Source organism: Pseudohongiella sp. (genome assembly GCF_040877505.1).
Lineage (GTDB): Bacteria > Pseudomonadota > Gammaproteobacteria > Pseudomonadales > Pseudohongiellaceae > Pseudohongiella.
The window spans coordinates 153560-167224 of record NZ_JBBDNQ010000042.1; the positions used below are offsets into that span (position 1 = coordinate 153560).

Here is a 13665-nt window from a genome sequence, read left to right on the forward strand (position 1 = left end):
GGGTAACGTGTGCCTGCTCCATTGGCGATACCTAGAGAGGCAGGTTATGGGTCAGATAATTCAAATGTTCAGTCATCCGGTGATCACACTTGATGACTACCCGGGCATCGACGCCATCGCTGACACATTCCATGCCAAGGCAATGGGCTTGATGCAGGAATATCCCGACGCGGGTCTTATCAGTGACGCCTGGCACAGTGGCAAGCGCGCACAAAGTGCAGATGATATCAGGCAGCATGGATTCACCTCGTATTACAGCGTGAATCTGGCCAAGCAAGCAGACTTTGATTTCATAAATAGTGCCGCTCGCGAGGTGTTTGCGCAGTATCTGCGCGTGGTCGACAAGGCCGGCATTGACATGCGACTGGACAGTGCCTGGGCATCGGTCTATGGCAGGGGGCACTACGTGCCGCAGCACACCCATCCGATGTCACATCTGAGCCTGGTGTTCTACGCGGCCGCTACCGACGGAACCGGCAAGCTGGTGTTCGAGAACCCGGCCCGCGCACATTTCCAGCACTTCTATCCACCTGAGATCTGCTGGATGCCGTACCGGTTTTCCATCCAGCCGAAAAAAGGCATGTTTGTGGTGTTCCCCAGCTATATGACCCACAACACCGAGCCGCATGAGAGCGATGACCTGAGGATAATCTATTCGGCAAACGTGCAGCTTGGGTTCAGCAAACTGACGGATGCCGAGAAAGCCTAGGAAAGAATGGGGACGGAGGGAATACTTAATCAGCCTTTGAGCTGACTAAGTATTCCCTCCGTCCCCATTCTTTGTTTAAGTATTCCCTCCGTCCCCATTCTTTCCTGACAGCAGCGAGAGCAGGGCGTCTTGATCCAGGGGTACGCTGCTGGCGACAGCGTCATCAAACAGTCTGTCGGCCAGCGTCTGCTTTTTCTGCTGCATCTGTTGTATGCGCTCTTCCACGGTATCGGCGGCGACCAGCTTGTAGACAAAAACCGGTTTGTCCTGACCGATGCGGTGCGCACGGTCGGTTGCCTGATTTTCCACCGCAGGGTTCCACCACGGATCCATGTGGATGACAACATCGGCGGTGGTCAGATTCAGACCGCTGCCACCGGCTTTCAGGCTGATCAGGAATACACTGGCTTCGCCGCGCTGGAAACGATCTATCTGCTCCTGACGCTTCCGGGTCTGCCCGGTCAGTTTGCAATAGGAGATATCCAATGCCGTCAACTCCTGTTCAATCAGCGCCAGTAATTCCGTAAATTGCGAGAAGATCAGCACACGGCGACCTTCTTCCAGCAGCTGCGGCAGATTGTCGGTCAGCCAGTCCATTTTGGCGTGTTCACGAATGGCAGCGGCTTTTTCCAACTTGACCAGGCGCGGATCGATACAGGCCTGGCGCAATTTCAATAACGCATCCAGAAACTGGATATGACTGCGCTGCATGCCCTGCTGGGCCACCAGGTCGCGGATGCGCTTTTCCATGCTGACCCGGATGCTCTCGTACAGTGCCCGTTGCTTACCTGCCAGTTCGACGTACTGCACAATCTCTGTTTTGGGTGGCAACTCCTTCACCACCTCTGATTTTCTGCGGCGCAACATAAAGGGGGCGACCCGGCGTGCCAGCAACTTTTGCTGCTCAGCATCAGCATGCTTTTCAATCGGTGTACGAAACTGCTGCTGAAACGTCTTGCGTCCGGCCAGCAAGCCGGGCAGTGCAAAGTCCATCAGCGACCACAGCTCACCCAGGTGATTCTCCAGCGGTGTGCCGGTCAGACAAAGACGCGTGCGCGCGTTCACGCGGCGCGCCTGGACGGAGATTTTAGTGGTCGGGTTCTTTATAGCCTGCGCCTCATCCAGGATCAGTACGCTGAAATGAATGTCCTTATAGTGCTCAATGTCACGTGGCAGCAAAGGGTAGGTAGTAATGACCACATCGCTTCTTGCGATATGTGCAAAGGCACTGGCACGGTCCGGGCCATGAATCAGCGTCACCTTCAGGTGCGGGGCAAACCGTGCGGCCTCATGCATCCAGTTGCCCGTCAGACTGGTCGGCGCCAGGATCAGCGCCGGGGTATCCAGCTGGCCCTGGTCCTTGATGTGCTGCAGCAGGGCCAGCGCCTGCAGGGTTTTGCCCAAGCCCATGTCATCTGCCAGGATACCGCCCAGATGATAACGATGCAGAAACGCCAGCCAGTTAAGTCCGTCCTGTTGATAGGGACGCAGCGTCGCCTGCATTTGCGGAGACAAAGGTACGGCCTCTATGCCGTTAAAGTCCCTGAGTTGCTGAAGTAGTTGTTGCGTCATCGGCGCAGCGCGGTAATTCAGATCCGGTATATCCTGCAGTTGCGCTATCTGAAAAGCTGCCAGCCGGGCGGGTTTGTTTAATTGTTTGCGGTTATACAGTTCGGTAATCAGATCCTGCACGGTGTTTAATGCGCGGGTATCGATGCGTAGCCACTCGCCTTCATCAGGGATGATCAGCTCATCGGGACTACCCTGCTTCAGCCACTGCGCCACCACATCCGTGGTGTTGAGTTCGCGTCCGTCACTCAGCGGCAGGCTCAGGCCCAGCTCAAACCAGTGACTGGATTCATCGCTGATGTCAAATTCAAACTCAACGTTGCTGATGTTCGGGTGCACACTGTCATCGAATTGCACCCGCCAGCCACGTTGTTCCAGTGCCGGGATCTGCCGTGCCAGAAAATCCTCCCAGAAGGCAATCAAGCCGGGGACTTGCCTGGGTTCCGGTAGCCAGGCAAAGGCGTGGTCATTCACCTGGCTGTGCAGCTTCAGGCCGACCTCGCGCAATTGCGCCAGGTATTGATCTTCCTGTGCCATATCACGGTTGATCTGGACCAGTTGATCACCTATTTGTTGTGGTTCATCGTGCAGGCGTGACGCCGGGTCGTAACGTGGCGCCTGTTGTTGGCCGGCGTATTCAAAATGTACCAGGGCCGCCGGCAACGAAGGGTTGCCGAACAGACTGACCGGCTCCAGTGTCAGGCATGGCAACGGCTCATTGGCTTCAACCGCTTGCGGCAGTTCAACCGGCACCGGCAACTGGTCCGCATTCAATACACGTCGCAGTTTAGCGGCGATCGTAGGCATCTCGTCGGACGGGACTGGCGGCATGTCCATCAGGTGCGTGAGCTGATGAGGGGCTACAGGTGTGATCAGATCACCGAGTTGCGATTGCGCCAGGTTTAGATAAAACGGTGGTGTGGTGGTAATGGGCAACCAACTGGCATCGCTGTCCACATATGCCAATTCGGCAAGGCCGGCACGTAACTGATAGTGCCCGCGTGCATCAGTGTCCCACTGCCACTGCAAGGTATGCGCGGGTCCGCGCGTGACCACCTGGCCGGCGCAAATCAAGCGCCCGGTGTGCAGCATGTGTTCCAGCGCCAGTCGCGCGGCTTCTCCATCAAGCTCGCAGCCCGACAGTTCGTGATAACGAGGCAGTAATTGCAGGATGGCAACATCTTCCTCGGTCACATGTGCGGGGCGATTCCATCTCAGCGAATAGTAGTCTGGCGTAAAATAAGTGAGCTGGCTCCACTTCCCGTTCTTTTTCAGATAGGCCTTCTTCAGGTGCAGCCGAACCTGCTGCCCGGACACCCTCAACTCGTACAATACATGGTGTCGGCCATAGGTCAGCGTGTCGGTTCTTGCGGTGCCACTGTCGGGCAGTTCGCTTAACCAGCGTTGTAGGGCATCAGGTTGCCGCCCCCGATCGCGCTGAGCTGCCATGTCATTATCTGCCAGCCATTGCAGGGCCGCCGCTACCGCATGTTTACAGTCAAACCCCACGGGACAGCTGCAGTCGCCACTGAGAAAATGACCCATACTGACAATCACGCGATAGGGGCGCGTGCCCGAACCCTGCACCTCGGCGTAGAAACTGCTCTGGCCGGGCGCATACTCGGTGATGCGGGCCTGACCGCTGCGGTAATAGCGCAGGCCGCGATCAAAGGTGACGTCTGAGGCCATGTCCTGGATGTCTTTGATGGTGAACTGCATGAAGTCAATCGTCCGTTGGCGTGTGCGCCGTACTACAAAACCATGAGGGATGCCTGATCACGGCGCCAGGCTGGAACGTGCCTGCGTGCCCCACTTGCCGCTGTCATCCTGCGTCACAATATAAAGCGACTCATAGGTTCCGATGGATTCATTGTTGCTGTTAAAACGTTGAAATACCGTATTGATATGCACTTTGCCGGAAGACACCAGCACTGCCTCACGGCTCAGCCAGTGCGAATGATCCCAGCCAATTGCTGCCAGCCTGTCGAACGTGGACTGTTGGGCGAACTCGTCAGCACTTTGCCACACCGTCACGGTGCCGCTGGCAAACCGCACATGCGGGTAATTCAGGGTCGCTGCCCAGGCCTGCATGTCACGGTTGTTGAAGGTGCGCATGAAATCATCCAGCGCGGCCATGGCGCCGGCCACTGCCTGTGCATTGTCATCTGTGCCATCGGCCTGCATTGACGGGGTCTGTGCGAGCAGGGCTGCCGGGCTGAACCACAGGTAACAAAGGAGCAGGGTGAGGGCTTGCAGTTTACAGGTCTTCATAGCAAAGCTTCCTGAATGTCGGTTGGCAAACACGCAGCATAACATCCATTGGCTGTTAAGTTTTGAGTCTGGCTGCTCGGCATTTGTCAGAGCAATATAAAACCTGATCCCAGTTCCTGGCCCACGCTTTGCGCCAGCTCATGGGTCGGCCGCAGGTTTTGCAGGGCTTGCTGGGCAGGGTTTGTTTGTTGCCCTTAAAGCTGGCCACCCCGGACTGGTCCGGGCTCCTTGATTTAGGCATTTATGGCGTGATGCGCAGCACTGAGCCGCTACTGTGATCGGTCAGCACATAAATGGCGCCGTCCGGGCCAACGCGTACATCACGCATGCGTTGGTCCAGAGACTGCAGCAGGCGCTGTTCGCTGACCACCTGTTCATCTTCGATCACCAGACGGTGAATGGCGCGGCTGCCCAAACCAGCCACCAGCACATTGCCGTTCCAGTCGCTGAACAATTCGCCGCGGTACACCGCCAGTCCGCCCGGCGCGATGGCGGACTGCCAGATATGCACCGGGTTACGGATCCCGGGCAGTTCAGAGAACGGCGTGACCCGCGCGCCGCTGTAATTGACGGCGTGGGCCACGATAGGCCAGCCGTAATTGGTGCCCGGCGTCAGGATATTGAGTTCGTCGCCGCCGCGTGGGCCGTGTTCGTGTTGCCAGATGCGATCAAGGGTCGGGTCATAAGCGATACCCTGCACGTTGCGATGGCCGTAGGTGAAAATTTCCGGGCTGGCACCGCTTTGGCCCTGAAACGGGTTGTTAACGGGAGCGGAGCCATCGGCGTTAAGACGAAACACGCTGCCGGTGTGACTGCTCAAACGCTGGGCGTCTTCGCGGTAGTCAAAACCGTCGCCATAACCGACCAGCAGGGTGCCATCGGGCAACCACAACATGCGCGCGCCATAGTGCACGGGCGTTGCGCGCAGGGGCTGTGCACGGAAGATTTCTTCGACATCGGTCAGTGTGGTGTCTTGCAGCCGACCGCGTACCACCAGCAGGGAATTGGCGTCAGCGGTACCCGAGGCCAGTGACAGGTAAAGCATGCCACTGTCAGCAAAGTCCGGTGCCGGTAGCACCTCGAACAGACCACCCTGGCTGTTGGCATAGACTGACGGAACGCCACTGACGGCCTCTGGCAGCAGTGTGCCGTTTTCGATAATGCGCAGCCGGCCGGCGCGCTCGGTCACCAGCATGCGACCGTCGGGCAGAAAGGCCAGCGACCACGGATTCTCCAGACCGTCGGCCACGGTGTCGACCTGTAAGTCCTGGGCGGCGATCGTTGGCGCCAGTGCAAGCATAAACAGGCTGGCAAGCAGTTTTTTCATGGCAATATCCGCGCAGCAGAAATTTAGGTACTATCTTAACAGATCAATAGGCTTAACAGATCAATAGGCTTAACAGATCAATAGGCTTAGCAGATCAATAACGAGACGGGGATTGATTGCATGCAACTCAAAACAATCGGCAGTGTGGTGGCAGCGTGGCTACTGGCCGTTTTGACCGCAACGGTGCTGGGCTCCATCATCCAGACACAGTTCAATATGGCTGCCATAGCAAATCTGGACGTAACGATTCCGGTGGGCACCTGGTTGATGGCGACGGTGCAGGACATATTCAATTTCGGGCTGTTGTACGGCTTGCTGGTGGCGATCGCGCTGGCCGTCGGTTTTGCTGTAGCGGCATTGCTGACCGGGCGGTTTGCTGAGCGATTGGCGCTGCCGCGTATCCCGATGTTTGTGCTGGCCGGTGCCGTGGCGGTTCTGGTGCTGCTGTTGACGCTCAATGCGGTGTTGCCGATGACGCCGATTGCGGCAACCCGCAACACTGCCGCCCTGGTGTTGATGGCATTGGCGGGGGCACCGGCAGGCTGGGTGTATTCCCGCTTCAGAGCCCGCAAATCAGGAGGCAGCCATGTCTGATCGTCTCGCCCTCATCACCGGCGCCACCAGTGGCATTGGCGCCGCCTACGCTGATGCATTCGCCAGGCAGGGTTACAATTTAATATTGACCGGGCGCCGGGAAAAAGAGCTCAAGCAACTGGCCGAGCGCCTGTCGCAGGCATACGCTGCTGAGGTGACGCTGAAACTCGGCGATCTGTCAGACCCTGATGACTTGCAGGCGCTGACCGATACCATCACTCAACTACCCGCGCTGGACGCCCTGGTTAATAACGCCGGTTATGCTGAAGATGGCCGTCTGGGCGATATCGAATGGCCCAAACATCAGGCGCTGCTGGATGTGCACGTTACCGCGACTACCAAGTTGACCCACGCGGCGCTGCCCAATCTGCTCAAAGCCAAAGGTATCCTGATCAACGTTGCGTCGGTGGCCAGCTGGCTGCCGACGGCCGATAGTGTCCTGTATGGCCCGACCAAGGCATATGTGCGAAGTTTCACCGAAAGTGTTGGCCTGGCCTATCGCCATGACGGCCTGAAAGCACTGGCCCTGTGTCCGGGTTTTACCATCACTGATTTCCACTCGCGTATGGGTATCGACCCGGATACATTCTACAAGGACAAAGGTTTTACCCGTGCCTGGACGGCAGAGCAGGTGGTGGCACAATCATTCAAGGATATCGACAAGGGCCGGTTGAATTCAGTGCAGGGATGGAATTACAAGCTGCTGGTGTTTCTGGTCCGGCACCTGCCGGTCACGTGGATGTTCGCGGCATTGGGGCGCTCGAAGTCGGCGCGGTTTACCAAGTAATCAGTTTCGCCGCCGCCTATTTTTGAAGCCCTGGATATTCTTATATCAAGGTCCGGTTCAGAGCGCACAGTCCACAATATGGTCTTCAAACACAGAACCAATCAGCAGTCTTCCATCGCGCCAGGCAGCGACGCTGGCGCCCGAAATAAGCTCACCTGCGTCGATGAATTCGGTACTGACCTGATACTCAGGAGCGCCCGGTCGCACACGAACAGCCTGTGAAGGCGAAAGAACGCTTTCGTCAGCAGCATGACGAATAAACGTAAGCAGGCGCGGGTGCCCGCCAATCCAGAGGTCACCAGTGGCCGGATCGATCTCGATATTGTCGGCCCCGAAGCCCACATCGATACCTTGCTGGTGTGTCAGTGAACCGCTGGCCGGGTCGCGCTGATAGACATTAATCCGGTTGCGGCTGACTTCAGCAACGTACAACTGCGCGCCGTCGGGGGAGACGTTAATACCATTGGCATAACTGAGCCGGTCGGCTGCTTCGCCAAATGCCTCTCCGTCGAAATAAACCACATTGGCCAGGGGCAGGCGCAGATAATCTTCCAACTGCCGCAGCGCGCCCGGGCCTGAACCATGGTCGTTGCTGACGTAGAAGCGATCATGGTCTACACCCACCACATCATTGGGGCTGATCAACAGTTCATTCGCATGGGTCTGTCGGTGAAGCAGCGTGTCGCCCGTCACATCAAATACTTCAATGGTATGCAACGGGCCAGATGCGTTGCCTTCGGGTGTGCCAAACAGGGACTCACCGGGGTGGTTGACCACAAACAGCGTCTCACGGCCATCGGCACCGACATACAACGAGATCCCGTGGGGGCGGAAGTCAAGGTCGGCATCCGGAGTCAGGTTGACCGGTGTGGCCGAGGGTGTGTTCAGGTCGTAGCGGTAGATGGCGCCGGGCGAGGGGTTCCCGCTGATCACCGAGCGCCGGTCATCACTGGAAATATAGGCGAAGCGCCCATCGGGATGGATGGTGATATCTTCGCTGCCGGGCATCCCGGGGATCTGGCGGCATTGACCGGGGTGCTGGTTGACGAGGGTCCGGAATTCACCGGCATCGTTTGCCAGATAAATCACATAGGCAATGAACAAGACACACACCGCGCCGAATACAGTCAGGAATTTACTCATCACATCACGCCCTCATCAGGTATCGGGTTACCGAGTATCGCACGTCCGGTTGTATAGCAGATTCATGTGCGAACCTCAACGCTGCGCACCCAGCCACCAGCGGATGGTATCGGTCACTGTGTCCGCTGCATCCTGTTGCACAAAATGTCCTGCGTCCGGTACTGCGACAATGGTGGTGCTGGCATCGTTCCAGTCCCAGGTGTTGTTCAGGCCATCAGAGTGCAGGGCGGTGTCGTCCAGGCCATGCAATACCAGGAGTGGCACGTTCAGCTGCGGAACAGCAGGTGAGACCAGCGGTGGTGTGTCTGACAACGCGGGCAGAGGCGGGTAGTTGCGCTTGTAATAGGCAAGCATGGCATCAAAATCAGATTGGGAGAAAGCCTCGACATAACGCTGCCGCGCCACCGGATCCTGTACCCAGCCGGCCAGCGTCTGTGGCAGCATCGGTCCGCCAAAAAAGATATTCGGATCCGACGGACTGCCGTTCTGAAACGCCTGCGCGTAACCACTGTTGGCGCGCTGCGCTTCGTTGATGGTCAGTTCGCGGATCATACCGTTGGGGTGGGGCAGGTTCATCACAATCAGCCGGTCCACCATCTGCGGGTAGGCAAAGGCAAAATTCCACGCCACCATGCCGCCCCAGTCATGCCCGACCACAATGGCACTGTCCTGGCCAAATTCGCGGATCACTGCCGCCACATCGGAAGTCAGCAGTCGCATGTCATAGTTCTCATCACCGTCGGGCTGACCGCTCAGGTTGTAGCCGCGCTGATCAATGGCCACCACTTGATACGCATCCTGCAAGCCTTCCATCTGATCTCGCCAGCTGTACCAGAAATCCGGGAAACCGTGAATCATCACCATCAACGGGCCTTCACCCACGGTGGCGTAGTGAATCCGCACGCCATCATTGTCAGCGTAACCGTGGGTGGCCGTGTCCCAGACATCGGCGTGCAGGTTGGTAGTTGTCAGTAGAGTGGCTGCCAGCATAGCGATCGTTGGCAGGATCTGTATTGCCATGCGTTTGATGATGTTCATGCGTTGCGCCTCCGTGGGTCGGGCGTGGTTTGACCGTCGTTTGCCTCGTGTTTCTCAGTGAAACGAATTATGGCGCGGGAGTAAAGTGCCTTTGGTAACGTTACTGAGTTGTTACGATAATGGGTAAAGAAACGATTTTTGCTGTGTTTCACTGAATTAGAGAGTAAGCTCATGGACTCAACAGTTACTGATGCAAACATCAGACAACTGTGCCCACCTGGCCGCGTTGGTTCAGGGGGAGTCAGTCACACCAGGGAATCATGAAAATTCAATTCGTTCTTCGTTCAGCAGGTCTGTCAATCATGCTCGCAACTATTGCCGCGTGCTCGCAGCCTGAAGCTTCATCCTCGCCAAATTCGGGGATGGTTTCTACGACTACCACCACAATCGAGTCATGTAGCTCCTGTGGTGTCGTCCGCTCTATCTCCCCGGTCACCCAGGATGGTAGCAGCAACGGCACCGGCGCGGTCATAGGCGCAGTGGTTGGCGGCGTAGCTGGCAATCAGGTTGGCGGCGGCAGTGGTCAACAAATTGCCACGGTTGCCGGCGCGATTGGCGGGGCACTGCTGGGTAATAATATCGAACAGAACCGCAATGCCACGACTCTTTACCACATTGTGGTGGATATGGAAGAAGGTGGGCAGCAATCGGTTACTGTCGCCGATCCGCTGAATATCAGCCCGGGCTCATCGGTTAACGTCTACGGCGACAATATAACGCTGCGTTAATCCTCTTAACGGTAAAAAACGGAAACTCAGGGCTGCCCATCGGGTGATGCCCTGGGTTTCCGTTTTTGTCAGAACCCTAGCGCGCAGCCTCTCTGGCGGCTTCTTCCGCTTCCTGTCGCCGGGCACCGGCCAGGATTCCCGGCATGGCGTAGTTACCCTCATGACAGGCGTATTCGTACATGGGTCCCTCGCTGGCATGGAAGCTCAGCTCCGCAGTCCAGGGCTGTGAATACAGATTGTCATCGTCCACGATCAACTCGCCATCTTCATACCAGCCACGTGAGTCCCCAAACCACTGCTGCAAAGCGGCCGGTCGCTGATTGGCGCGCGCAGTCGCGGCATCCGGGTAGATGGGAATAATGCGTGCGTCGTGAACCATCTCCACTTCAATCACCACGTAATCATCGGTCTGCACAAAGCGGTAGGTGCTGTTGTACAGCGTGCCCATCATGCCGGGGCCGGCAGTGTTGCCAAAACCGATCAGGCAACGCTCGGCTAGTGGCATGGCTTCGGGCCCGGACATATCGCCCACACCGGTGGCGTAACGCACCCCAAAGTTGCGGCGCTGAAACTCGGCACGCGGGCTTTCCAGATGCGGGATCTGGCCGTTCTCCGGATCGATAATATAAGAACTGCGGAACTCCCCCTTGACCCGTGCCAGCGATGAACCCGGATCAATCCAGAAGTCGTTGTAGGCGCGCAGGCCAAAGTCATCACTGCCGGCGGCGGGCGGAGCGACAGTATCGGCACTGTCTGGCGCTTCAAATTCACCGGCGGGCAGGCCGGCAATGCTGGTGCCACTGGCAATCAGCTGCGCCTGGGCGGCGGTGACAACAAGTGGCTCGACATTTTCGGGCCGCGATAACCGGGTCAGCGCAGCGTTGGTCCACACGCCGCCAAGTTCGGGGCGGGTGTCGGTTTGGGCGAAACTCACGGTGCTGCTGATGGTCAGCGTCAAGGCAAAAAAGGCAGGTACGGGCAGGACGAATCTGGCGCAGGGCATGGCGTATCTCCTGATGATTGTCATTTTATGGAGCTTTGATGTACGCACAATCAAGAATGTAGCTGTGTCAGTGGGCGATGTAAAGCAGGCGGGCAGGCGTTGCTCAACCAGATCGTGCAACTGGCCTGAGCGTCGGGCTTCGCCAGGTATAAACCAGCAACCACAGCGCGATCACAAAAATCTCAGCCTTCTGCGCCATGGCAGACGTGCCCAGGTTGTAGTCCGTCTCGCCATTCCAGATTAATAGCAGCAGTGCCGCAGTGCTAAGCGCCGCCATCACCACGCTGAACGTCCACAGCACATCATGGCGGTGCAGCCAGACATGCAGCCACAGGAACAGGGGAAACAATATCAGGTGCATGGCAGCCCCAATGTTATGGGGCGTCTTGATGGTGTAAGGGAAAATGGCGACCAGCACCGTACCCACGGCTGCCAATACGAGCAAAGTCACTACCAGCAAATCGCCAGCAGTTTGTCGCCACTGAAACAACCGATACGCTATCAGCAGCTGGGTTATGGCGACAGAATAAAAACCAGTGGTCAATAACCAGCCGGCCGGACCGACGGCATAGATGCTCAGGGTCTGGCGCCACAGCGATAAATCGTCGCGCACAATATGCACTACAATGAACGTGAGGCAAAACCAAAGAATCGAGGCAAATGCGACGTTGCGGTAAAGGTTGTCGTTAAGAGAGGCTGGCATAGCGTTATGATCAGGCATCTATTAGCTCCGCATCAACATAAAACCACCGTCCGTCCTGCCGCACAAACCGCGACTTTTCATGGTGCAGTTGGGTCTGGCCGTCGACGTCACGCCAGTAAGCCTTGAATTCCACCATTGCGCTGTTGCCCTGCTGATGACTGTCGACGATGTCCAGTTGTACCCAGCCGGTATCAGCAGCACCCATGTCCGCCGCGCTGACCGCCGGGCGGGTGGTCGGGTGCCAGGTTTGCAGCAGGTAGTCGCCCAGCCCGCCCAGGGCATACGCACTGTAACGTGAACGCATGAGTTGTTTAGCCGTGCGCGGTGTGGCGGTGCCCGCATGGAAGGCACCGCAGCAGGCGGGCAGACGTTTGTTACTGCCGCAGGGGCATTTGGCGTGTGGTTTGATCATGTGATCCTATTTTGCCGTCAGTCTGATGCCGTTGTATATTTGTGTGCGATAAAAAGAGCGTACATGATGCATTCTTTGATCGAAGGTTTCACCCACGGACACGGAGTTCAAAATGACCAAACCACTGATTGTATTTGGCGCCACCAGCTTTGTCGGGCAGATTCTCTGCCGCTATTTGCACGAGCTGAATCATGATGGTGAATTGAACTGGCTGATGGCAGCGCGCTCCGAGGAAAAACTCAAACGCATGCAACAGGAGCTGGGTGGTCCGCATATGCCGGAATACCGGCTCGCCGATGCCGCCAACGACACGCAGCTGCGTGCCCTGTGCGACGAGGCCGGCGTCATCATTTCTACTGTGGGCCCTTATGCCCTGTATGGTGAGCCACTGATCAAGGCGTGTGTGGAGACCGGCACGGATTATTGTGACCTGACCGGGGAGACGCAGTGGATCCGGCGCATGATTGATCGGTACGAAAACAAGGCCCGGGATAGCGGCGCGCGCATTGTACATTGCTGCGGCTTTGACTCCATCCCTTCGGATCTGGGTGTCTGGTTTCTGCAACAGCAGGCTCAAAAACAGTTGGGTACCCACTGCCAGCAGGTAAAAATGCGGGTGCGCAAATTCAAGGGTGGTTTCTCTGGCGGCACGGTGGCCAGCATGATGAACGTCGCCAAGGAAGCTGCAAAAGATTCCGCGCTGCGCCGTGAACTGAGCGATCCTTACGCCTTGTGTCCGGCGGACAGCAAACCCACGGTGCGGCAGCCCAAAATCGGCGCCGCCATGGATGAGGATGTGAACAGCTGGATTGCACCGTTTGTCATGGAAGCCATCAATACCCGAATCGTACACCGCTCAAATGCGTTGCTGGGCCATCCATGGGGTCAGGACTTCCTTTATGACGAGGCAGTCATGACCGGGGCCGAAAAGAAAGGGCAAAGCCGGGCCAAGCGCACCGCGCTGGGTCAGTCGTTGATGATGCTGGGTTTTGCCGTGCCGCCCACGCGCTGGCTGATGAGTCGCTTCCTGCCCAAACCCGGCGAAGGCCCGAGCCCGGAGATGCAGCGCACCGGCTTCTTTGACCTGGTGTTTGTCGGCCATTCCTCTAGCACCGAAGGAGACAATACAGGCGACAGCGTCGGCACCAAACAGACTGTCCGCACCACGCTGTATGGCGAGCGCGATCCGGGCTATGGGGCTACCGCGAGAATGCTGGGTCAGGCTGCGCTGTGTCTGCGCGATGATGTCAGCAAGAAAGACAAACCCGGCGGTTTCTGGACGCCAGCGTCGGCGCTGGCCGAGCCGCTGATTCCGCGGCTGGAAGCGCACGCGGGGCTGTCATTCAAGGTGGTACCGGAGTCGCTGTAACCTGACGGCTTT

At 57.4% G+C, this 13665-nt stretch carries 13 protein-coding genes and 1 pseudogene; 5 read left to right on the forward strand and 9 right to left on the reverse strand.

The features are described from left to right. The first annotated feature begins 46 nt into the window (after positions 1-46). Positions 47-709, forward strand: a complete 663-nt coding sequence (locus tag WD071_RS15775; protein WP_368049357.1) for a putative 2OG-Fe(II) oxygenase — start codon at positions 47-49, stop codon at positions 707-709. A gap of 75 nt (positions 710-784) precedes the next feature. Here WD071_RS15775 and WD071_RS15780 read toward each other — a convergent pair whose 3' ends face one another. The 4 genes from WD071_RS15780 to WD071_RS15795 are packed head-to-tail and all read right to left on the reverse strand — an operon-like array spanning position 785 to position 5876. After that, on the reverse strand, positions 785-3997 hold the full coding sequence (locus WD071_RS15780; protein ID WP_368049358.1) for an SNF2-related protein: 3213 nt from the start codon (positions 3995-3997) through the stop codon (positions 785-787). A 57-nt stretch (positions 3998-4054) separates the two neighbouring features. After that, positions 4055-4549 (reverse strand): hypothetical protein, encoded by a 495-nt coding sequence (locus tag WD071_RS15785; RefSeq protein ID WP_368049359.1) that lies wholly within the window; start codon positions 4547-4549, stop codon positions 4055-4057. Between the two features lie 55 nt (positions 4550-4604). Then, positions 4605-4790, reverse strand: coding sequence for a DUF2256 domain-containing protein (locus tag WD071_RS15790; protein ID WP_368049360.1), 186 nt, complete (start codon positions 4788-4790; stop codon positions 4605-4607). Then, positions 4791-5876, reverse strand: a complete 1086-nt coding sequence (locus WD071_RS15795; RefSeq protein ID WP_368049361.1) for a PQQ-dependent sugar dehydrogenase — start codon at positions 5874-5876, stop codon at positions 4791-4793. Positions 5877-5996: 120 nt separating this feature from the next. On the opposite strand from WD071_RS15795, the gene WD071_RS15800 reads away from it, so the two are divergent. Then, complete coding sequence (locus WD071_RS15800) at positions 5997-6470, forward strand: hypothetical protein (RefSeq protein WP_368049362.1); 474 nt, start codon at positions 5997-5999, stop codon at positions 6468-6470. Continuing rightward, positions 6463-7257, forward strand: coding sequence for an SDR family NAD(P)-dependent oxidoreductase (locus WD071_RS15805; protein ID WP_368049363.1), 795 nt, complete (start codon positions 6463-6465; stop codon positions 7255-7257). Before WD071_RS15800 ends, WD071_RS15805 begins: the two co-directional genes overlap by 8 nt. A gap of 57 nt (positions 7258-7314) precedes the next feature. On the opposite strand, the gene WD071_RS15810 is transcribed toward WD071_RS15805, so the two are convergent. Both WD071_RS15810 and WD071_RS15815 read right to left on the reverse strand, forming a co-directional pair. After that, on the reverse strand, positions 7315-8400 hold the full coding sequence (locus WD071_RS15810; protein WP_368049364.1) for a strictosidine synthase family protein: 1086 nt from the start codon (positions 8398-8400) through the stop codon (positions 7315-7317). 75 nt (positions 8401-8475) lie between these two features. Further along, positions 8476-9438: an alpha/beta fold hydrolase gene (locus WD071_RS15815; protein ID WP_368049365.1), complete on the reverse strand. Its 963-nt coding sequence runs from the start codon at positions 9436-9438 to the stop codon at positions 8476-8478. Positions 9439-9908: 470 nt separating this feature from the next. Here WD071_RS15815 and WD071_RS15820 point away from each other — a divergent pair. Next, positions 9909-10022, forward strand: a pseudogene (locus WD071_RS15820) (glycine zipper 2TM domain-containing protein); the annotation flags it as partial. Between the two features lie 220 nt (positions 10023-10242). Here the strand turns inward: WD071_RS15820 and WD071_RS15825 are convergent. The 3 genes from WD071_RS15825 to WD071_RS15835 all read right to left on the reverse strand — a co-directional run bounded on the left by WD071_RS15825 (position 10243) and on the right by WD071_RS15835 (position 12284). Next, a complete protein-coding gene (locus tag WD071_RS15825) occupies positions 10243-11169 on the reverse strand; it encodes a hypothetical protein (protein WP_368049366.1) in 927 nt (308 codons plus the stop codon). Between the two features lie 103 nt (positions 11170-11272). Further along, positions 11273-11890: a DUF998 domain-containing protein gene (locus WD071_RS15830; protein ID WP_368049367.1), complete on the reverse strand. Its 618-nt coding sequence runs from the start codon at positions 11888-11890 to the stop codon at positions 11273-11275. Continuing rightward, the gene (locus WD071_RS15835; RefSeq protein WP_368049368.1) at positions 11883-12284 is read right to left on the reverse strand and encodes a YchJ family protein; all 402 of its coding nucleotides are present in this window, start codon (positions 12282-12284) and stop codon (positions 11883-11885) included. Before WD071_RS15835 ends, WD071_RS15830 begins: the two co-directional genes overlap by 8 nt. Before the next feature lie 112 nt (positions 12285-12396). On the opposite strand from WD071_RS15835, the gene WD071_RS15840 reads away from it, so the two are divergent. Continuing rightward, on the forward strand, positions 12397-13653 hold the full coding sequence (locus WD071_RS15840) for a trans-acting enoyl reductase family protein (protein WP_368049369.1): 1257 nt from the start codon (positions 12397-12399) through the stop codon (positions 13651-13653). The last annotated feature ends 12 nt before the right edge of the window (positions 13654-13665 follow it).